This is a genomic window from Gordonia sp. AC31, assembly GCF_031844505.1.
GTDB classification, from domain to species: domain Bacteria; phylum Actinomycetota; class Actinomycetes; order Mycobacteriales; family Mycobacteriaceae; genus Gordonia; species Gordonia hongkongensis.
This window is the reverse complement of the sequence record NZ_JAUZVK010000001.1, coordinates 517,207-536,934: the sequence shown is the minus strand read 5'-3', so window position 1 is coordinate 536,934 and position 19,728 is coordinate 517,207. Positions and strand designations below refer to the sequence as shown.

Below are 19,728 nucleotides of genomic sequence, written 5' to 3'. Positions count from 1 at the left end.
CGGTGACTCCTTCCAGACGAACCGTGCTCGCCGCGGCCATCGTGGTCCTGCTCGCGGTGGCCGGGCTTCTCGTCCCGACGCCGGCGAGCAGTGCCGCCGCGCCCTCGGGTTGGCGGTACACGATGGTCGCGTTCAGCAATGCGAGTGCGCGCGACATGGACGTGTACGAGTCCTCAGACGGCCTCGAGTACACCCTGGTGCGCAGGTCCGCGTACCGGCCGCCGACGGGCTACGTCCGGGATGCGAGCATCTTCCGGCACACCGACGGCTGGTATTACGTGACGTACACGACCGCCGACGGGGCGAGTATCGGGTTCGCGCGCAGCCGCGACCGCGTCAACTGGAACTTCCTGTACAACTGGCCGGTGCCGCTGTGCTGTGCGTTCCTGCCGGGGACCGGTGACGGCAAGGGATTCGGCTCGAGCGGATCAGGTTCGTCCGGCTCGTCCGGGTCGGCGGGTTCGAGTGACGGTCCGTCGTTGTCGCCGTTCACGACCAAGGCTTGGGCGCCCGAATGGTTCGTGGAGGGTGGCCGGGTCAACGTGATCCTGTCGATGTCGACCGGTGGTGGTTTCGTCCCGTACGTGATGACGGCGCTCGATCCTGGGCTGCGGATGTGGAGTCCGCCCGTGCCGCTGTTGAGCATCGGCGCCGACCACATCGACACCACGGTCATCAAGGTCGGGCCGATCTATCATGCATTCACCAAGAACGAGACGCGAAAGTTCATCGAGCACGCGGTCTCGGGCTCGCTGTACGGGCCCTACCGGTTCGTGCCGCCGGGCAACTGGGGTCGTCTCGTGGAGGGTCCGGCCGTCGTCCAGCTACCGAACGGCGCCTGGCGGATGTACCTCGACGCCTACCGGAACGGTCGATATCTGTACTCCGACAGCACCGATGGGATGCGCACCTGGTCGCCGGTGAAACAGATCCCGGGCATCTCCGGGACGGTCCGCCACGTCGGAGTGATGCGCGAGCGCGCCTGACGGCGACGGGGCCGTACGCCGCCGCGACACGACGCATCGGTCTCGTACGTGCGTCAACCGTCGTGCTCGGTGAGATTCGGCACGGTGCCGAGAAGCCGACGGGCACCTAGTCTCGGTGACGTCGGGGGTGTTTTGCCCGTTTCTCGAGAGGTTCCGATGAGTACATCTGTCCTGCCCCCGCTGGTCGACGTCGCCTGGTTGCGGGAGCGGCTCGACGACCCCACCGTGGTCATCGTCGATGCGACCACCCATCTCCCGATTCCGAAAGAGGGGCCATATGTCCCCGAATCGGGAGCGGAGTCCTTTCGCGCGGAACACATCCCGGGTGCGGTGTTCGCCGATCTGCTGACCGACTTCGCCGACGCCGACAGCCCCGAACCGTGGACGGTCCCGTCATCCGAGCAGTTCGCCACGGCCGCATCGGCGTTGGGGATCGGAGACGGGGCGACCGTCGTGGTGTACGACCAGCTCGAGGGGTTCTGGGCAACGCGCTTCTGGTGGCACCTGCGACTCGAGGGTTTCGACGCCGTGACCGTGCTCGACGGCGGCCTGCCGGCCTGGAAGGCGGCCGGCGCCCCGGTGACCGATGCCGAGTCGACCGTCACCCCGCGTACTTTTCACGGGACGCGTCGTCCCGAACTGTTGCGCTCGACCACGGAGGTCGCTGCCGCGCTTGATGATCCGTCGACGCTGCTGGTCAACGTCCTCGACGAGGCGACTTATCGGGGTGAGACCACCACGTACGCCCGTCAGGGCCACATCCCGGGATCGGTGAATCTCCCGGTGTTCTCGATCCACGACGCCGAGACCGGCGACCTCCGCCCGGTCGAGGAGCTACGCCGGGAATTCGAAGCGGCCGGGTTGCTGGCCGACGACACCAAGGTCGTGACGTACTGCGGAGGCGGCATCGCGGCCACCGGGATCGCGCACGCGCTCGCCCTCGTCGGTCGCGACGACGTCGCGGTCTACGATGGATCGATGACTGCGTGGGCCAACGACCCGTCGCTCCCGCTGGTCACCGGACCGGAACCGCGTTGACGACGCCGGGCCGCTCCAGCGGTCTGGCGCTACGCGTGAATTCGCGTCCCCCTCAGCAGGATCGAAGGGCACATTGCCCTTCGACCCTGCTCACGGGGACGAGCTTTTCCGGGCCGGCCGGCCGCTCCCCAGGGTGCGAGTAAAGCGAGCCTCGAAGGCTAATGGCTACAGGAACATTCCCACCAGACCCTTCGAGGCTCGTCGCTATCGCTCCTCGCACCTCAGGGAGCGGGGGTCGCGCACCTAGCACCTCAGTATCTGCGGCCTGGCGCCCGTCGTGCACCACGAAAGCACTCTGCTCCCTGAGGAGCGAGCCTGCGAGCGTCACGAAGGGTTACGCAACCCTCGGTCGCCGGACCCTTCGTGACGCGACCTCCGCAAGCTCCGGGCGCTCCTCAGGGAGCGGAGGGGGTTCGCGCTTTTCCGCCTCGGGAGTGGAGGGCCAGGTCTCAGCCGACGGTGATCGCGTCGAGGCGCTGCCGGATGAAGTCTCCGGACACCACCGGTTCGAGTCCGGCGCGGCGGCCCACGGGTGGGGCGACGGGGGAGACGAGGGCGTCGTGATCGAGTTCGTAGAAGAAGATCAGCGAGACGAGGTCTTCGGCGGGTGCGTCGGGTTGCGGTGGCAGGACGCGGTGCCGGCCCGCGGGCCAGCGCCCGGCCGACCAGTACTCGAGGATGTCCCCGATGTTGACGGTCAGGGCGTCGGCGTTCCACGGTGCGTCGGCCCACCCCGAATGCTCGCTGTAGACCTGTAATCCACCGGCGCCGGGTTCGCGGTCGAGGATGGTGACGGTGCCGAAGTCGGTGTGCGGTCCGATGCGGAACTGGCCGGGTTCGGGGGTTCCGACGTCGTGCAGCGGCGGGTAGTGATTGATGTTGGACGACCACGTCGGCTTCGACGCGAGGTCGCGGAACGGATTGTCCGGGCCGACGAGGCCGAGTGCGGCGGCCATGAGCGCCAGCAGGTCGTCGGACAGCCGCCGCATCTGAGACGTCCACGCAGTGAACAGTTCTCGCAGTTCGGGCGTTTCCGCCGGCCAGACGTCGGGGGCGAACCAGTACCCGTCGATCTCGGGTATGCCCACCGGCGTCTGCGCGCCGGAGGTGAACGATTCCTTCAGGTCCGGCGGGGTCTCGGTGCCCTCGGCGAAACCGTTGGCCTCCTTGCCGGGACCGATCCAGCCGCGGCCGCCGACACCGGCGGAGTACCGGCTCTTGACGTCGGCCGGGAGAGCGAAGAACCGACGGGCCGCCGCGCGAAGGGAGCTCGGCAACTCGGGATCAAGTCCGTGCCCCGTGACGAGCAGGAACCCGGCCTGCTGCAGGGATTCATCGACAGCGGCGCAGACCCGTTGCGCGGCAGCACCTCCGGCCTGCCACTCCCGAAGGTCGACGGTGAGCACCGGGCTGTCGGTCATGACATCTCCACGTTCTCGTCGGCCGGGGCGACCCCGATGTCCTCGTTCCACACCGCAGGATTGGCCGCGATGTAGGACGACATCATCTCCGAGCACCGCTCGTCGTCGAGCACGATGACCTCGACACCGTGCTCACGCAACCAGTCCTCTCCGCCGTAGAACGAGGTGTGTTCGCCGATGACGACCGTGCCGATGCCGAATTGGCGGATGAGGCCGGAGCAGTACCAGCACGGCGACAGGGTCGTCACCATGATCGTCGGCCCGTAATCCCGTTGCCGCCCCGCGGCGCGGAAGGCATCCGTCTCGCCGTGGGCCGACGGATCGTCGGCCTGCACGCGCCGATTGTGGCCCGCGCCGAGCAGCGTGCCATCGGCCGCGAAGAGGGCCGCACCGATCGGGATGCCGCCCTCGTCGAGGCTCATCCGTGCCTCCCGGTAGGCGACGTCGAGCATCCCGGACACGTCGAGACCGGCATGGCCGGGCAGCGAAATCGTCATGCTTCGAGAGTGCCGGGTGGCTCCGACGGTGACAACTGACAGATCGTCGTACTGCGGCCGAGGCCGCCGGTGCATATTGTCTTCGTCCATGACGCTCGATCGACCCCCGACGGATACCGCCACCCCGACGCTTCGGGAGATCCTCGACGACCACCTGGCGGTCGCCGAGCCGCGGGTCCTGAGCGGCCACGAACGTCTCGACGCACCGGTGCGGTGGGTGCATTCGAGCGAGATATACGAGATCGGGCCGCTGCTCACCGGCGGCGAGTTGCTGCTCACGACGGGGCTCGGTCTGCGCGGACTCGATGCCGGCACCCGCAAGCACTATGTGCAGGACCTGTCGCAGCGCGGGGTCGCGGCGGTCGCGATCGAAGTGGGTCGGACGTTCGAGGCGGTACCCGAGGAGATGGTGCGGGCGGGATCGGCGGTCCGGCTGCCAATCATCGAACTCCGGGCGGTGGTCCCCTTCATCGACGTGTGCCGAGCGGTCAACACCGCGATCGCCGCCCGCGAGGTCGACGAGTTACGAGTCCGTTCGACTCTCGTGGAGTCACTCCACGACGACCTGGCGGCCGGAGCGGGGGTCGCGCCGATGCTCGGTCATGTGGCCGAAACCCTGCATGCGCCTGTCGTTCTCGTGTCCACATCCGGGGCGCTGCTGTCCGCGCACGGTGTCGACGACGACTCGGCGGCGTGGCGGGTCGTCGACCGGGCCGTGTCGGAGGCCACGGTCCACAGCAAGGGACGTCCGATCGCCCGGCTGATCGTGGGCGAGCGCACCGACGCCGGCCCGATCCCGTTCGCGCAGAGTCTGTTGCGTGCGGCCGCCGGTCCGGTGGCGGTCGGCCTGACCCGGACCGGGGTCCGGGGTTCGGCCCTGGCCGCGCGGCTCGTCGAAGACCTGGTCGACGGCAGACCGATGCGACCAGCGGATCTGCGGGCACGCCTGGCCGCCGCGGGGGTGTCCGTGGGGGCGCCCACCGTGGTGGTGCCCCTTGCGGCGGAGGCCCCCGACCCGCGGATGGCCGATGCCGCGGTCGCCGGCGCCGAGTTGGATTCGGTGGCACGCAGCATCGTCGACGCCACGGTCTACGCACTGGCCGCGGTGCCGGCCGGGGGAGGAGAGGGCGCCACCGACCCGGTCGACCGGGTGGCGTCCTCGTTGACACGGCAGGGCAACCGAATCGGACGCACCACGGTCGTCGTCGGAAACCCCTGTGTCATCGACGATGTCGGGCCCGGCGCGGATGTGGCGTCCGTCCTCTCCGCCGCACTGCGCCGATGCGGGCGGCAACTCGGGCTCGCGGCGTCCACCGCCGCGGGCCTCGGGACGGGACGACGGGTGTTCACCTCGCGCGAACTCCTCGTCGACGAGGCGATCGGTGCGCTGGATCCCGCTCTTCGGACGGAGCTGCGGTCCCTGGTGGAACCACTCGTCGCGGCCGATGGACGCTCCTCGTCGGACCTCGTCCGGACCCTGGCGGTGCACCTGGCGCACGGCTGCAGCGCGACGCGGTCGGCTGCGGCGCTCCACATCGGCAGGCAGAGCCTCTATCAGCGGCTCGAACGGATCCGGACTGTGCTCGGTTTCGACCCCACCGACCCGGCCGTCTACGCGTCGACGATGCTGGCCCTCCGTTCGGTGACCCGCGAGGTTCACCAGGTGGCTCACCAGTTGTAGTCGAGGAACTTCCCGTCGAAGGTCACGACCACGCGGTCGCCGTTCGGGTCGGGCCGGCGTCGGATGTCGACGTTGAAGTTGATGGCGCTCATGATGCCGTCGCCGAACTCCTCGTGGATGAGTGCCTTCAGCGCGGGCCCGTAGACGTCGAGCGCCTCGTAGAAGCGGTAGATGGTGGGATCGCTCGTCGCCGCCTCGTCGGGTGTACGCGTCGGCTGTTGCCGCAGACTCTCGGCGACGCCCTCGCCGAGGCCGAGCAGTTCCACCACGGCGGTGGCCTTCGTGGCCGGGACCGGATGTTTGCCCAGCAGCGCAGCGACGGTCCAGACCAGCGGGGCGTCGATCTTCTCGGCAATTGTCGCCCACGTCAGTCCCTGGCGAATTCGCGCGGCGTTGATCAGCTCTGCGGCATCGGTTTTCGGCATGATCGGGGTGGTCATCGTCATCTCCATCGATAGTGTTGGACCACACCCACATTGCCCATCGGCGGGCACGATGCCAAGTCGAGTCAGCGACTTTCGGCAGTGTTCACACGATCGACACGCCCACCGCCGACCGCGACGACACCAGAACTTCACACCGCGACCTGGACCGAGTGAGGGCGGTGTAACAGGGAGACTCGTCGATGACACCGAACGGACATGTGGCCTCGGTTCCATGGGCGCATCAACTGAGGAGTTCGAGGAGAACCACATGTCCTATGTGAAACCGTCCGAATTCGCGGTGAAGATGGTCGACGCCGGCGAGTCCAAGGCGTTCATGTCCACCCGCGACACCCTGATCAGGGCGTTCATGGCCGGCGCGATCCTGGCTCTGGCCGCGGCCTTCGCGGTGACCGTCACCGTGCAGACCGGCCAGCCGCTGGTCGGTGCGCTGTTGTTCCCGGTCGGCTTCATCCTGCTCTACCTGATGGGATTCGACCTGCTCACCGGTGTGTTCACGCTGGTGCCACTCGCACTGCTCGACAAGCGACGAGGAGTCACGGTCCGGTCGATGCTGCGCAACTGGGGTCTGGTGTTCCTCGGGAACTTCCTCGGCGCCATCCTGGTCGCGGTGATGATGGCGGTCATCCTGACCTATGGATTCAGCGTCGCACCCGACGAGGTGGGACAGCGGCTCGGCGAAATCGGCCACAGCCGTACCGTCGGTTACGCCGAGCACGGCGCCGCCGGCATGCTGACGCTGTTCATCCGCGGCGTGCTGTGCAACTGGATGGTGTCCACCGGTGTCGTCGCCGCGATGATGTCGACATCCCTGCCCGGCAAGGTGATCGGGATGTGGATGCCGATCATGCTGTTCTTCTACATGGGCTTCGAGCACTCGATCGTCAACATGTTCCTCTTCCCCTCGGGTCTCATGCTCGGCGGTGACTTCTCGATCGCCGACTACCTCGTCTGGAACGAGATCCCCACGGTGATCGGCAATCTCGTCGGCGGACTCACCTTCGTCGGTCTGACGCTGTACTTCACCCATGTACGGACCGCTCCGGATCGTCGACCCCCCGCCCACGACGCGACGACCGAGGTCGACGTGGCCGCGCCGGTCCGTACGACGACCGCTTAGTCCCGACGCCGACCCGTATGACGTCGTGCCCGCATTCCGGGCACGACGCCATACTGTTCGGCAGGGTCATACGGCTGTCGCCGAATCCGGCTCGGCCGGGTCGTCCTGGAGAGCGCGGGCGTACCAGGCGCCCAGGCCGAGCAGGATGAGTCCGGTCACGATGAACACGATCACGCGGAAGATTCCGTCGAGGGTGGCCAGGTCGAAGAGGAACAGTTTCGCCATCGCCGCGGCGACGAGGACGAGACCCCCGGTGACCGCGGCGGTACGTGCGGCACCGGTGCGACGCCGGGCATAGGCCAGCGCCGTCCCCGCGAGGACCATCCAGCAGGTTGTCGCCAGCACGTGACCGGCGAGGAAGCCGTCCGACCCGGCGACCAGGACGCCCGCGGTCACACTGATCGCGGTGAGTGCGTAGACGACGACCACTCCGGCGGCGATATGGGCTGCGCGCGAAACTTTCTCGTCGGTGAGGCGGGCCCACCCGGCGGCCAGGACCAGGGCGCCGGCGGCCGCGAACACACTCGCCACGACGATCCCCAGAGACGCGTCCCGTCGCATCAGGTCCGCATCGGCGAGCACATACGGCGGCGCCGCGTCGAGCAGCGCCGCGAAACCGATGGCCCACAGGACCGAGCCACCGGCTAGGAGTACCCGCGAGGTCGTCGACCGTGTCCGGGCGACAAGCGCGGTCACCGTTGCCAGGCCGAGCAGGACGGTGACCGCCACCGTGCCGTCGAACGCCACCAGAACGGCGACGAACAGCAGCAGAAGGGCGGTCGCGGACCAGATCTGCGCAACGACGTCGGGCACGCGCGGGGTGGAGCCGGTACGCGAGTCGGGAAGCCCCGATCCGATCAACACGGTTCCGATCAGCGCGCCGGCGATGCAGGTCTGCAGGATCACCGCGCCCGGCATGTCCATCACCGCTCCGGCGAACAACGCGGGGATGGTCGTCGCACTCGCCAGACCGGCCAGCGTCTCCCGGAACTGCGTGGTGGGCATCGCGATCAGGGCGCCGGCGACCCCCAGCACGACGACCACGACGACCGCGGCCGCGAAGACGGTGTCGGCGGCACCGGCCGACGTCCACCCGGCCAGCGCGAGGACACCGACCAGGGTCAACGGAATCGTGGGCGCGGCGAGCCGTACGGCATGCAACCAGATCCAGTCGCGACCGAGCTGGACCCACGCCGAACCGGCGGCGAGGACCACCATGAACGCGATGAGGGTGGTGTCCAGTCCGCCGGTGAGCACCGGTGCCAGAGCGATCAACGGCACGACGACGAGCAGCCCCAGGTGTTCGCTGCGCCACCGATGGGCCAGCGCGAGCCCAGCCGCGGCGACGAGTCCCGCGACGCCGAGGCCCACGACGATGGGCAACCAGTCGTAGATCTTGGTCGCGGCCAGGACGTCGAGGTAACCCGCCGCGATGCCGGTGGCCGTCAGCGCGATGGCACCGATCCGGCCGTCGGCCCGCCCGCGCAACCACATCCCGCCGGCGACGAGCGCTGCGGCGAGGACCGCGCCACCCGCGACGCGGAATTCCGGCCGGAGCATTCCCGCCTGCGCGGCCAGGACGAGGAGCAGTGCGACACCGATGAGGGTCACGCCGACGCCGGCGGTGGCGAGGATCTTGCCGATCAACCCGCGTTCGGCGGCCGCGCCGATCCGTTCGGACATCGACGGCCCGGCCGGCCGCGGAGGCGAGGCGACCGGCGGATACGGTCGCGCACTCGCCGGGCGGGGCATCGGCGGAGGGCCTTGCGGGACCGGCGGAGCGATCGGAGGTCGTTGGTGGCCGACTGGCGGCGCCGTCGGCAACCAGGGCCGGGACGGGGGTGTGGGCCGAGGTCCCGCGGCCTGCGCAGGAGCTGCCGCCACCGTCGGTGGTGTGAGGCCGGCGGCGGGTGGCTGCCCGGAAGGTTTCGGTGCGGCGGATTGCGGTGCGGGGGCGACGTCGCGAGCAGGCTCGTCGGGCTGGGCGACGATGCGTCGAAGCTCGGCGAATTCGGCTGACACGGTGGACATCTGGCGTGCTATAGCGTCGAACTCGGTCGAGATCCGCGCCAGGGTGGCAGTACTCGGATCGCCGCCGAATGTGCTGCTGGGAGAGTTCATGTGTCGACGATGACCGGTCGCGCCCCGGCATGGATGAGTAGTCCTACCCATCAGGGGTGGGGGATTCGTGTGACGGGGTGCGCGGCGAGGTGATTGCCGGACGGCCCGGCAGGGTATCGCTGGACCATGACTGATCCGCACAATGCCGCCGACCGTGGACGCGCCGACGTCGAGAAGCGCTGGCAGGACACCGGAAGCTACCGGTCCGCGGCCCTGTATGTCGTGGCCGTGGTCGCGCTCGGCGCGGTGGCCTGCGCGGTCTTCCTCGCCGTCGACCGCGCCAATATCGTCCTCGCGTCGCTCGTCCCCGGTGTGTTCCTTCTCGGCGGGATCGGTGCGCTGGTCAACGCCTACCGCACCTATCGCCGGGGCGGCACCTGGCCGATGTGGCAGGGCGCGGCGTGGTTCCTGTTCGCCCTCATGCTCGTGGCGCTGGCGTTTCCCGCGATGGCGGGCTGATGCCTGTTTCCCACTGTGACGGGCTGATGTCTACTGTGGGGCCATGCCTGCGCAACGGGTGCGAATCGACAAGACCACGCCGCAGGTCTACCGAAAGCTGATCGCGGTATCGGCCGAGGTCGCCGCGGCCGCCGAATCGATCGGGCTGAGTCGGTCCCTCGTGGAACTGGTGAACCTGCGGTGTTCGCAGCTCAACGGTTGCGCCTTCTGCATGGATCTCCATGCGCAACTGGGCCGCTCCGCGGGTCTGACGACACAGCAGGTCGACGTCATGGCCGGGTGGCGGGATGCGCCGGACCTCTACGACGACGTCGAGCAGGCGGCCCTGGAGATCGCCGAGCTCGTCACCGAACTGCCGGCGCACGACGCGGCCGACCTCGCCTACGACCGGGCGACGGACATCCTCGACACCGACCAGACCGCGGTGCTGATCTGGGCGGCGGTGACCATCAACGCGTTCAACCGGATGTCCATCGTGAGCGGGTACCGCCCCCGGCCCGGCGCCTCGCCGCAGAAGGCGGCAACACCGTTCACCCGTGGCGCGACAGGCTAGTCGGCGTCCTCGCCTCACCGCCCCTTGCGCGCGAACACCCAGCCGGCCGCCGCGAGTGACACCAGCGCGATCGCCGCGCACCAGGCCAGGCCCGTCACCGCTGTCGACGGCAGATCGTGCACCGGTGACCCGCCGGTGCCCATGCCGACCAGCAGGGCTCGAATGGACTCGATGACCGGTGTGACCGGTTGTGCCTCGGCGAAGCCGCGCAGCCAGGCCGGCATCGTCTCGGGTGGCACGAACGCACTCGAGACATACGGCAGGAAGAGCATGACGAAGCCGAAACCGCCTGCCGCGGCGGGCGTTCGCACCGCCACGCCGATGAACGCGGCGATGCAGGTGATGGCCAGGATGTAGGCGAGGACCATCCCGGCGGCACCGAACCATTCGAACAGCGACGCCGACGGCCGGAAACCGATGGCGACCGCGACGATCAGGACGACCGCGGTGGACACGGAATTCTTCACCAGGCTGGCCGCGACATGGCCGAGCACCATGGTCGCGCCCACGATGGGCATCGACCGAAAGCGGTCGATGACGCCGCCGCTCATGTCGTTCGCCACCGCCAGTGCGGTATTGGACGCGCCGTAACCCGCGCACAGCAGGATGACTCCCGGAGTCGCGTAGGTGATGTAGTCGGTACCCACCGACATCGCGCCGCCGAAGACGTAGACGAACATGAGCATGATGGCGATCGGCAGGACGAGCGCGAGGATCAACTCGTCCGGATCGCGGCTCATCATGCGCAGCGATCGCCCGAACATCGTGGTCGCGTCGATCTGCAGGTGCCGAAGTCGCTTCGACGACGAGCCCTCGGCGAGGACAGTGGTGAGACTCATGCCGCGACCTCGTTCCCGGTGGCCGGTTCGGCGGGTTGTCCGGTTGCCGCGAGAAACACGTCGTCCAGTGTGGGAGAGCGCAATTCCCAGGAATCGACGGTGGCGACGGTCCGATCGGCGAGATCGAGGACCGCGCGTGTGTGGGCCACCGACCGGTCGGTGGGCACGCGGACGATGGTCGACTGGACCGACGGCCCGAAAGCCGCCAGGTCGGAGGCGAGTGCGGCGGCGTCGGCCGCAGTCGGCACGACGAACTCGAGCGCGGCCTCGCCGACGCGGCGTTTCAGGTCGGCCGGTGTACCGGCGGTCCCGATCCGGCCGCCACTGATGAGGGCCACGCGGTCGGCGAGGCGGTCCGCCTCCTCCAGATACTGCGTGGTCAAAAGGACTGCAGTCCCCTGCGCGACCACGTCGTCGATCACCTGCCAGAGCATCTGACGGCTGCGCGGGTCGAGGCCGGTGGTCGGCTCGTCGAGGAAGAGGACCACCGGCCGGTCGAGGAGTCCCGCGGCGAGATCGAGACGCCGGCGCATACCGCCGGAGTACGTCGCGACCAGTCGGTCGGCGGCGTCGGTGAGATCGAAGGCGAGCAGGAGTTCGTCGACGCGGTGATCGACGGTGCGGCGGGGATGGTGCGCGAGCCGACCCATCATCCTCAGGTTCTCGCGACCGGTGAGTTTGTCGTCGACGGCCGCGTATTGCCCGGTGAGACTGATGATCTCGCGGACCCGGCGGCGATCGGCGACGACGTCGAAGCCGCCGACGCGGGCGGTCCCCCCGTCGGGGCGGGTGAGGGTGGACAGGATGCGCACGGTGGTCGTCTTACCCGCGCCGTTGGGGCCGAGCAGGGCGACGACCTCCCCGGCGCCGACGTCGAGGTCGAGTCCGCGCAGGACGGGCACCCGGGAGTCCCCGCGGCCCAGCGATTTCGTGAGGCCGACGGCCTCGACCGGCATGGGTGACGAACGGTCCGGGACGGTCATGTCGGACTCCGATCTGTTTATGTCCGAAACTGTTTATGTTGGTAACTGCGTACAGTAGACGCAGTTGTGCGCGACGGCAAGGGTCGCCGACCGAGAGGACCGCGAATGGCAGAGGGTGGGGACGGGACGCTGCAACGGCTGTGGACTGGTGGCAGGGCGGGCAGCCGTGGTCCCAAACCGGCCCTCGATCTCGACCGCATCGTCGACGCCGCGATCGCGATCGCCGACACCGACGGCCTCGACGCGGTTTCCATGGCGCGCGTGGGTGAGGCGCTCGGCTGTTCGGCGATGGCCCTGTATCGCCACGTGTCCGGCAAGGCTCAGCTGCTGAGCCTCATGGTGGACGCGGTGGCGGGTCAGCTCCCGTTGCCGCCGCGCCGAGGGGAGTGGCGCGAGGATCTGGCGGCGTGGACGCGGGCGCAGATCGACGGCATGGTCGAACGCCCCTGGTTCCTCGAACTGCCGCTGACGGTCGCGGTCCCGGGGCCGCGTCGAATGCGTTGGATGGAGGCGGGTTTCGAGATCCTGAAGGACTTCGACCTGCCCGGTGACGACAAACTCGAGATCCTCGGCCTGCTCGCCCAGTATGTGCTGTCGGCAACCCGGTTGGAGATCGAGATGCGACGTGCGACGGGTACCGATGTGGAGTCGGACTTCGAGCAGGTGCTGACCGGTCTCGCCGATCCCGCGCAGTACCCGTACCTGTTCGCGGCGATGCAGAGCGCGGGCGGGGAGTCCGACGACCGTGAATTCGGGCTGCAGCTCATTCTCGACGGCATCGCATCGCGCGCCACCGGCTCGCCCTGACGCGTCACCGGGCACGCTGACCGGCCGCCCACCGCCGCACTCGCATCGGTGCGGCATGATGTCACCCATGTCGACTGTGCGCTCGGGCCGGCTCGCGGTCGGCACGCTGTCGCTGCTCACCGTTCTCTACTTCGCGCAGGGCCTGCCCTACGGATTCTTCAGCCAGGCGGTGCCGGTCATCCTCCGCGAGGAGGGTTACTCACTGACCCAGATCAGCGTGTACGGACTGTTGTTCGCGCCCTGGGGTCTGAAATTCCTGTGGGCGCCCTATGTCGACGCCTACGGCACCCGGCGCAGATGGCTGGTGTCCCTCCAGTTGTCGTCGGCGGTCGTCGCACTCGTCTTGGCGACGCTCGATCTGTCCGGGTCCCTGGTCTGGCTCCTGATCGGCATCGCGGTCATCAACCTGCTGTCGGCGACGCAGGACATCGCGACCGACGGGCTGGCGGTGTCGATGCTGGAGCCGCGTCAGCGCGGTCTGGGCAACGGAATCCAGGTGGGCGCGTACCGAATCGGCATGATCGCCGGCGGCGGCGGGCTCCTCTGGCTGTTCTCGTTCGCCGGCTGGCGTGCCTTGTTCGTGGTGATGGCGGTGCTCCTGTTCGCGGTCACCGTCGGCGTGTGGTTTCTCGCGCGTGAGCCGAGCCGACCGACCGGCGATGCGCCGCCGACACCGTCGAAGCGGGTGTCGCCCGGGTTGTTGCTGACGGGCTGGTCGTCGCGGCTCCGACGTCCGGGCGTGATCGCGTTCATCCTCGTCGTCGGCGCGTTCAAGTTCGGCAACTCGATGGCGTCGGCGCTCGTCGGCCCGTTCATGTCCGACATCGGACTCACGCTGGGCCAGATCGCTCTCGTCGAAGGTGCGTTGTCGTCGGCCGGGGCGCTCGGCGGAGCCGCGCTCGGCGGGTGGCTCGCCTACACCTACGGTCGGCGGCACGCACTACTCGTCGGCGGTGTCACCCAGACACTCAGTCTCGGACTGTATCTGGTCGCGTCGATCGGCGTCGGCGGCTTCTCGCTGGTGGTCACGGCCAGCCTCGCCGAGCACATCCTGGGTGGCGCGGCGACCGTCGCGGTGTTCACCCTGATGATGGATGCGTGCCAGCAGGGCTACGAGGGCAGCGACTACACCTTGTTCGCGTGCGCCGTGGTCGGCGTGCAGGGTGCGGCCGGGTTCGCCGCCGGGGTCGTCGGCGACCTGTTCGGCTTCCCGGCTATCTTCGCGACCGGCCTGATCCTGTCCGGCCTCGGCTGCCTGGTCATGATCAGGGCCCTCGATCGCGGTCTCATGAAACGTCTCGGGTAGGCAGGAGGGTCGCCATCGCCTCGTCGACGACGCGGTCGAGGTCCGCGCCCAGGCTGCCGGCCAAGAACTGTTGCACCAGTTCGGCCATCGCGCCGGTGAAGATCGCGGCCCGCACCCGGCTCGTGAGCCGGTCGGTGTCGCGGGCGTCGGCCTCGGCGAACGCGAGGTCGCGGAGCATGCCCTGGGTGGTGGCCCGCCGTTCGGCGAGAACGGGATTGGTCACCCCGGCGGTGAACAACACGCGGCCGCGCCGCGGATCCGACGACGCGTGGCCGAGGACCGCACGGATACCCGCGCGGGTGCGTGACCGGACCGAGGGGCCCGCCTCGCGCATCGCGGCCTCGACCACCGCACCGAGTTCCGCGGTCGCGGTGTCGTAGACGGCGCCGAGCAGATCGTCGGTGTCGGAGAAGCTCTCGTAGAAGTACCGGGTGTTGTAGCCGCAATACCGGCACACCGAGCGAACCGACAGCTCGGCTTCCGCGCCGACACCTCCGAAGATGTCGAAGGCAGCCGCGATCAGGGCCGCTCTACGCTCCGCGCGCCGGTCCGCGAGCGGTACGCCCGCCCAGCGGGTCGGTGAGGACATCTGCTCACGTACGCAACCCGGCCCAGGGCGCCGTGGACTGGGCGATCCGTGACACGATGCCCCGCTGGGCCCAGCAGCTCATCATGTACCGCCCGCCCAATCCGGTCGAACGGCGTGCGCGCCGGAGTGCGGTGTGGGGTCTGATCAACTCCGCCCACCTGACGATGGGGGAGGCGCCGGAGTTCGCGGCCGCTCGTCGTCGCGTGGCGCACGGGACGACGGTGCCGCACACGCTTCCGCGCTATGAACTCGGATCTGACCCCGAGCGTACCCGTGCCGAAATCGAGGCCTCGTTCGCCCGTTAGCCGCTGTGGGCGCTCGTGTCAAACCGGGTCGCTCCGAAACTTCAATGAAGGCAACGGAATTCGCCGGCATCAGATCGTGACGGCGGGTCCGGAAGCGGAAACATCGATTTCATCTCACGTCACGCCGGTGTAACAAAGTCAATTTACGTTTACCTCCCATACGCCAGATCGCAAGGCTTGCGACGCGTATCTCATCGGGGGTCACGCGGTGACAGGCCGCGTGTTCGTCGTGCCCCCATCTGAGTGGACCTGAGACGTAATGAGAAAGGCTTCGCCGATGCCGTCTGTTCCGTTGCCGCCCGGCCCCCCGCCGGCGGACATCCCGCCGTCCGCCCCGACCCGGTCACGCCGTCGGCGGTACGGCATCCTGGTCCCCGCGGCGCTGTCCGCGGTGGCGCTGGTCCTGAGCGCCTGTGGCAGTTCGGCCAGCGAGGAATCGGCATCGAGCGCCGAATCGTGTGTCGACACCTCCGGGAGCACCATCAAGGTCGGCTCGCTGAACTCGCTGTCGGGCACCATGGCGATCTCCGAGGTCACCGTGCGTGACTCGATCAAGCTCGCCGTCGATCAGATCAACGACAACGGCGGAGTGCTGGGCAAACAGATTCAGCTCATCGGCGAGGACGGGGCCTCCGAGCCGACGATCTTCGCGGAGAAGGCCGAGAAGCTGATCTCGAGTGACTGCGTCGCAGCGGTGTTCGGCGGTTGGACGTCGTCGAGCCGCAAGGCCATGCTGCCGGTCTTCGAGGACAACAACTCGCTGTTGTACTACCCGGTGCAGTACGAGGGCCTGGAGTCGTCGCCGAACATCTTCTACACCGGCGCCACGACGAACCAGCAGATCGTGCCGGCCCTGGAGTACCTGAAGGAGGAGGGCGTGAAGTCGCTCTACCTCGTCGGTAGCGACTATGTCTTCCCGCAGACGGCCAACCGTGTCATCAAGGCGTACGCGGAGGCCAACGGCATCGAGATCAAGGGCGAGGACTACACCCCGCTCGGTTCGACGGACTTCTCGACGATCGTCAACAAGGTCCGTACCGCCGACGCCGACGCCGTGTTCAACACTCTCAACGGCGATTCCAACGTCGCGTTCTTCCGCGAGTACAAGAACGTCGGACTGACCCCGCAGGCCATGCCGGTCGTCTCGGTGTCCATCGCGGAGGAAGAGGTCGGCGGTATCGGTGTGGACAACATCGAGGGCCAGCTGGTCGCGTGGGACTACTACCAGACCGTCGACAACCCGGTGAACGCCTCGTTCGTCCGTGACTACAAGGCCGCCTACGGTGCCAACAAGCCGACCTCCGACCCGATGGAGGCCGCCTACGTCTCGGTCTACCTGTGGAAGAACACCGTCGAGAAGGCCCAGTCGTTCGCCGTCGCCGACGTTCAGAAGGCGGCCGGCGGAGTCACTTTCGATGCTCCGGAGGGGCTCGTCACGATCGACGGTGAGAACAACCACATCACCAAGACCGCGCGCATCGGTGAGATCCGTGGCGACGGACTGATCTACACGGTGTGGGATTCGGGTCAGCCGATCGAGCCGGACCCCTACCTGAAGTCGTACCCGTGGGCCGAGGGCCTGAGCAACTGACACCGTCGACGACCCGTCCCGCGTCCTCCGGCGACGCGGGACGGGTCGCGCACGGTCCCTCCCGGCGAACGCGGCACTCGCCGACGACGAACGGATAGACACGTGGAAACCGTTATCGGACAGCTCTTCACCGGGCTCAGTCTCGGTTCGATCCTGCTTCTCGCAGCTCTCGGCCTGTCCCTGACCTTCGGTCAGATGGGCGTGATCAACATGGCCCACGGGTCGTTCATCATGGCCGGGTCCTACACCGCGTACACGGTGCAGGAATACCTGATCTCCAATGCCGGGGTGTCCCTGCTGGTCTCGCTCGTCATCGGGTTCCTCGTCGGCGGCCTGATGGGCGTTCTCCTCGAGGTCACCCTGATCAAGCGGATGTACGACCGCCCACTGGACACACTCCTGGTGACGTTCGGTGTCGGATTGATCCTCCAGCAGCTCGCCCGCGACATCTTCGGCGCGCCGGCGGTCGACGTCGTCGCACCGTCGTGGTTGTCCGGCGGCGTCGACATCCTCGGCGCGGTCGTCCCGAAGACGCGCCTGTTCATCATGCTGCTGGCCATTGTCGCGGTCACCGCGATCGCGGTGACCATGAAGTACACGCCGATGGGTCGTCGCATCCGCGCCGTCGTGCAGCACCGGGATCTCGCCGAGACGAGCGGGATCTCCAGCCGCCGAACCGACATCACGACGTTCTTCATCGGTTCGGGACTCGCCGGCATCGCCGGGGTCGCACTGACGTTGATCGGCTCCACCAGCTCGAACACCGGGATGACCTATCTGATCGACGCATTCCTGGTCGTCGTCATCGGCGGGCTGGGCCAGATCAAGGGCGCGGTCATCGCGGCCATCGCGCTCGGCGTCCTGAACTCGTTCATCGAATACAACACGACCGCGTCGGTGGCGAAGGTCGCCGTGTTCGTCATCATCGTGATCTTCCTGCAGATCCGGCCGCAGGGGCTGTTCACGGTCCAGTCGAGGAGTCTTGTGTGAAGGACTATTTCAGCAGTTCCTGGAAGGTCTGGGCGGGCTTCGGCGTCGCCGCCATCCTGTTGTTCGCGGTTGCGCCCGCCGTCCTCTCGGACTTCCGTCTCAACCTGCTCGGCAAGTTCCTCTGCTTCGGCATCGTCGCGGTGGGCATCGGCCTGGCCTGGGGTCGTGGTGGCATGCTCACCCTCGGCCAGGGTGTGTACTTCGGGCTGGGTGCGTACATCATGGCAATGCACCTCAAGATCTCCGACGCGGAACTGCGCGGCGACGACGTGCCCGACTTCATGCAGATCGCCGGGATCAGCGAACTGCCCGGGTACTGGAAGCCCTTCGCCTCACCGGTGGTGACGATCCTGGGCATCCTGCTGGTACCGACGTTGCTGGCGATCCTGCTGGGTCTCGGCGTGTTCAAACGGCGCGTCAAGGGTGCCTACTTCGCCATCCTGTCCCAGGCGCTGGCCGCCGCCTTCGCGATCCTGCTCATCGGTCAGCAGACCACCGGTGGCAGCAACGGACTCAACCGTTTTCGCAGCTTCTTCGGGCTCGCCCTGAACGACCCGGTGAACCGGCAGCTGCTGTTCTTCATCACCGCGGCCATCCTGCTCGCCGTCGTGGCGATCACCCGTCAGCTGATGTACAGCCGGTACGGCGAACTGCTGGTCGCCGTCCGCGACCAGGAGGAGCGGGTCCGGTTCCTCGGCTACGACCCGGCCAACACCAAGGTCGTCGCCTACGCCATCGCGGCGTTGTTCGCGAGCATCGCGGGGGCCATGTTCGTTCCCATCGTCGGCATCATCTCGCCCGCCGACGTCGGGATCGTGCCGTCGATCGCCTTCCTGATCGGCGTCGCCATCGGCGGGCGCACAACGCTTCTCGGGCCGGTCCTCGGCGCCATCGCGGTGGCCTGGGCGCAGACCAGTCTGTCGGAGAGCTTCCCGTCCGGCTGGACATACGCGCAGGGAATCCTGTTCATCGTGGTCGTCGGGTTCTTCCCGGCCGGGCTGGCCGGCCTGGGAGCACTGGTCAAGTGGCGCCGGAAGAGAGCACCGGATTCGTCCCCGACCGGCGACATCGACGAACACACCAGCAGCAAGGTAGGAGCGTCGTCATGACCGAAGCAGATTCGACGGTCGTCGGGCACCCGCCGGTCGCCGGCGGCAACGCCGGGATGGACAGCGACTACCTCCAGGTGCGCGGTCTCAGCGTGGAGTTCGACGGTTTCAAGGCCGTCTCCGACGTGGATCTCACACTGCTGCAGGGTGATCTGCGGTTCCTGATCGGTCCGAACGGTGCCGGCAAGACCACCATCATCGACGCCATCACCGGCCTGGTGAAGTCCACCGGTTCGATCCAGAAGTCCGGTGTCGAACTGGTCGGCAAGAAGGTGCACCAGATCGCGCGGCTCGGGGTGGGCCGGACCTTCCAGACCGCGAGCGTCTTCGAGGAACTGAGTGTGCTGCAGAACCTCGACATCGCCGCGGGCGCCGGGCGTTCGGTGTGGACGATGCTGCGGCGTCGACCGACACAGATCCCCGACTCGATCGCCGAGGCGCTCGAAACCATCGGCCTGCAGGACCTGGCCGACACACCCGCGGGCGTACTGGCCCATGGTCAGAAGCAATGGCTCGAGATCGGGATGCTGCTGGTGCAGAACGCCTCGGTGCTGCTGCTGGACGAGCCGGTCGCCGGGATGAGCCACGAAGAGCGTGAGGAGACCGGGAACCTGTTGCGCCGCATCGGCGGTGAGCGCACCGTCGTGGTCGTCGAGCACGACATGGACTTCATGAGGTCCTTCGCGACATCGGTCACCGTGCTCGCGCGGGGGCGGGTGCTCGCCGAGGGCACGGTCGCCGAGGTCCAGGCGAACCCGAAGGTCCAGGAGGTGTACCTCGGGACCGCGGCCGGCGGTGAGGAACTCGAGGAGATCGCCGCCGACACCGACACGACTGCGACTGCGGTGAGCGCGGCTGCAACGCAACCGATCACGGAGAAGGGCTGAACC

The 19,728-nt window shown here is 68.1% G+C and carries 19 protein-coding genes and 1 pseudogene; 13 read left to right on the top strand and 7 right to left on the bottom strand.

Translation table 11 applies throughout. From position 1 onward, the window contains the following. The first annotated feature begins 2 nt into the window (after positions 1-2). Complete coding sequence (locus Q9R39_RS02535; protein WP_265969161.1) at positions 3-986, top strand: arabinofuranosidase; 984 nt, start codon at positions 3-5, stop codon at positions 984-986. Between the two features lie 156 nt (positions 987-1,142). Further along, positions 1,143-2,024 carry a sulfurtransferase gene (locus tag Q9R39_RS02530; protein ID WP_265969159.1) on the top strand — a complete coding sequence of 294 codons (882 nt, stop codon included), beginning with the start codon at positions 1,143-1,145 and terminating at the stop codon, positions 2,022-2,024. A gap of 449 nt (positions 2,025-2,473) precedes the next feature. Here the strand turns inward: Q9R39_RS02530 and Q9R39_RS02525 are convergent, their stop codons facing one another. After that, a complete protein-coding gene (locus Q9R39_RS02525; protein WP_265965897.1) occupies positions 2,474-3,445 on the bottom strand; it encodes an isopenicillin N synthase family oxygenase in 972 nt (323 codons plus the stop codon). Further along, on the bottom strand, positions 3,442-3,942 hold the full coding sequence (locus Q9R39_RS02520) for a nucleoside deaminase (RefSeq protein WP_265965899.1): 501 nt from the start codon (positions 3,940-3,942) through the stop codon (positions 3,442-3,444). The genes Q9R39_RS02525 and Q9R39_RS02520 overlap by 4 nt, the downstream gene beginning before the upstream one ends. A gap of 88 nt (positions 3,943-4,030) precedes the next feature. On the opposite strand from Q9R39_RS02520, the gene Q9R39_RS02515 reads away from it, so the two are divergent. Beyond that, positions 4,031-5,623, top strand: a complete 1,593-nt coding sequence (locus Q9R39_RS02515; protein WP_265965902.1) for a PucR family transcriptional regulator — start codon at positions 4,031-4,033, stop codon at positions 5,621-5,623. On the opposite strand, the gene cynS is transcribed toward Q9R39_RS02515, so the two are convergent. Next, positions 5,611-6,063, bottom strand: a complete 453-nt coding sequence (gene cynS, locus Q9R39_RS02510) for a cyanase (protein ID WP_265965905.1) — start codon at positions 6,061-6,063, stop codon at positions 5,611-5,613. The two genes, Q9R39_RS02515 and cynS, sit on opposite strands and share 13 nt — an antisense overlap. A 253-nt stretch (positions 6,064-6,316) precedes the next feature. On the opposite strand from cynS, the gene Q9R39_RS02505 reads away from it, so the two are divergent. After that, positions 6,317-7,186, top strand: coding sequence for a formate/nitrite transporter family protein (locus tag Q9R39_RS02505; protein WP_058252561.1), 870 nt, complete (start codon positions 6,317-6,319; stop codon positions 7,184-7,186). Positions 7,187-7,252: 66 nt separating this feature from the next. Here the strand turns inward: Q9R39_RS02505 and Q9R39_RS02500 are convergent, their stop codons facing one another. Beyond that, positions 7,253-9,307 (bottom strand): DUF2339 domain-containing protein, encoded by a 2,055-nt coding sequence (locus Q9R39_RS02500; protein ID WP_311277051.1) that lies wholly within the window; start codon positions 9,305-9,307, stop codon positions 7,253-7,255. A gap of 126 nt (positions 9,308-9,433) precedes the next feature. On the opposite strand from Q9R39_RS02500, the gene Q9R39_RS02495 reads away from it, so the two are divergent. Continuing rightward, a complete protein-coding gene (locus Q9R39_RS02495) occupies positions 9,434-9,766 on the top strand; it encodes a hypothetical protein (RefSeq protein WP_064571124.1) in 333 nt (110 codons plus the stop codon). A 43-nt stretch (positions 9,767-9,809) separates the two neighbouring features. Beyond that, positions 9,810-10,319, top strand: coding sequence for a carboxymuconolactone decarboxylase family protein (locus Q9R39_RS02490; RefSeq protein WP_078113678.1), 510 nt, complete (start codon positions 9,810-9,812; stop codon positions 10,317-10,319). Positions 10,320-10,333: 14 nt separating this feature from the next. Here Q9R39_RS02490 and Q9R39_RS02485 read toward each other — a convergent pair whose 3' ends face one another. Both Q9R39_RS02485 and Q9R39_RS02480 read right to left on the bottom strand, forming a co-directional pair. Beyond that, on the bottom strand, positions 10,334-11,158 hold the full coding sequence (locus Q9R39_RS02485; protein ID WP_311277050.1) for an ABC transporter permease: 825 nt from the start codon (positions 11,156-11,158) through the stop codon (positions 10,334-10,336). Further along, positions 11,155-12,141, bottom strand: coding sequence for an ATP-binding cassette domain-containing protein (locus Q9R39_RS02480; RefSeq protein WP_058252487.1), 987 nt, complete (start codon positions 12,139-12,141; stop codon positions 11,155-11,157). The genes Q9R39_RS02485 and Q9R39_RS02480 overlap by 4 nt, the downstream gene beginning before the upstream one ends. A gap of 105 nt (positions 12,142-12,246) precedes the next feature. On the opposite strand from Q9R39_RS02480, the gene Q9R39_RS02475 reads away from it, so the two are divergent. Next, the gene (locus Q9R39_RS02475; RefSeq protein ID WP_159371207.1) at positions 12,247-12,948 is read left to right on the top strand and encodes a TetR/AcrR family transcriptional regulator; all 702 of its coding nucleotides are present in this window, start codon (positions 12,247-12,249) and stop codon (positions 12,946-12,948) included. A 67-nt stretch (positions 12,949-13,015) separates the two neighbouring features. Continuing rightward, the gene (locus Q9R39_RS02470; RefSeq protein WP_265965925.1) at positions 13,016-14,254 is read left to right on the top strand and encodes an MFS transporter; all 1,239 of its coding nucleotides are present in this window, start codon (positions 13,016-13,018) and stop codon (positions 14,252-14,254) included. Here Q9R39_RS02470 and Q9R39_RS02465 read toward each other — a convergent pair. After that, positions 14,235-14,843: a TetR/AcrR family transcriptional regulator gene (locus Q9R39_RS02465; RefSeq protein ID WP_265965928.1), complete on the bottom strand. Its 609-nt coding sequence runs from the start codon at positions 14,841-14,843 to the stop codon at positions 14,235-14,237. The two genes, Q9R39_RS02470 and Q9R39_RS02465, sit on opposite strands and share 20 nt — an antisense overlap. A 2-nt stretch (positions 14,844-14,845) precedes the next feature. On the opposite strand from Q9R39_RS02465, the pseudogene Q9R39_RS02460 reads away from it, so the two are divergent. From Q9R39_RS02460 to urtD, 5 genes and pseudogenes are all read left to right on the top strand, one after another. After that, positions 14,846-15,148, top strand: a pseudogene (locus Q9R39_RS02460) (DUF2236 domain-containing protein); the annotation flags it as partial. 277 nt (positions 15,149-15,425) lie between these two features. Beyond that, positions 15,426-16,739: an urea ABC transporter substrate-binding protein gene (urtA, locus tag Q9R39_RS02455; protein ID WP_091344393.1), complete on the top strand. Its 1,314-nt coding sequence runs from the start codon at positions 15,426-15,428 to the stop codon at positions 16,737-16,739. A gap of 102 nt (positions 16,740-16,841) precedes the next feature. Next, positions 16,842-17,729, top strand: a complete 888-nt coding sequence (gene urtB / locus Q9R39_RS02450; RefSeq protein WP_058252491.1) for an urea ABC transporter permease subunit UrtB — start codon at positions 16,842-16,844, stop codon at positions 17,727-17,729. Further along, positions 17,726-18,838, top strand: coding sequence for an urea ABC transporter permease subunit UrtC (gene urtC, locus Q9R39_RS02445; protein ID WP_068970914.1), 1,113 nt, complete (start codon positions 17,726-17,728; stop codon positions 18,836-18,838). Before urtB ends, urtC begins: the two co-directional genes overlap by 4 nt. Next, positions 18,835-19,725 (top strand): urea ABC transporter ATP-binding protein UrtD, encoded by an 891-nt coding sequence (gene urtD, locus Q9R39_RS02440; RefSeq protein ID WP_311277049.1) that lies wholly within the window; start codon positions 18,835-18,837, stop codon positions 19,723-19,725. The genes urtC and urtD overlap by 4 nt, the downstream gene beginning before the upstream one ends. Positions 19,726-19,728: the final 3 nt, after the last annotated feature.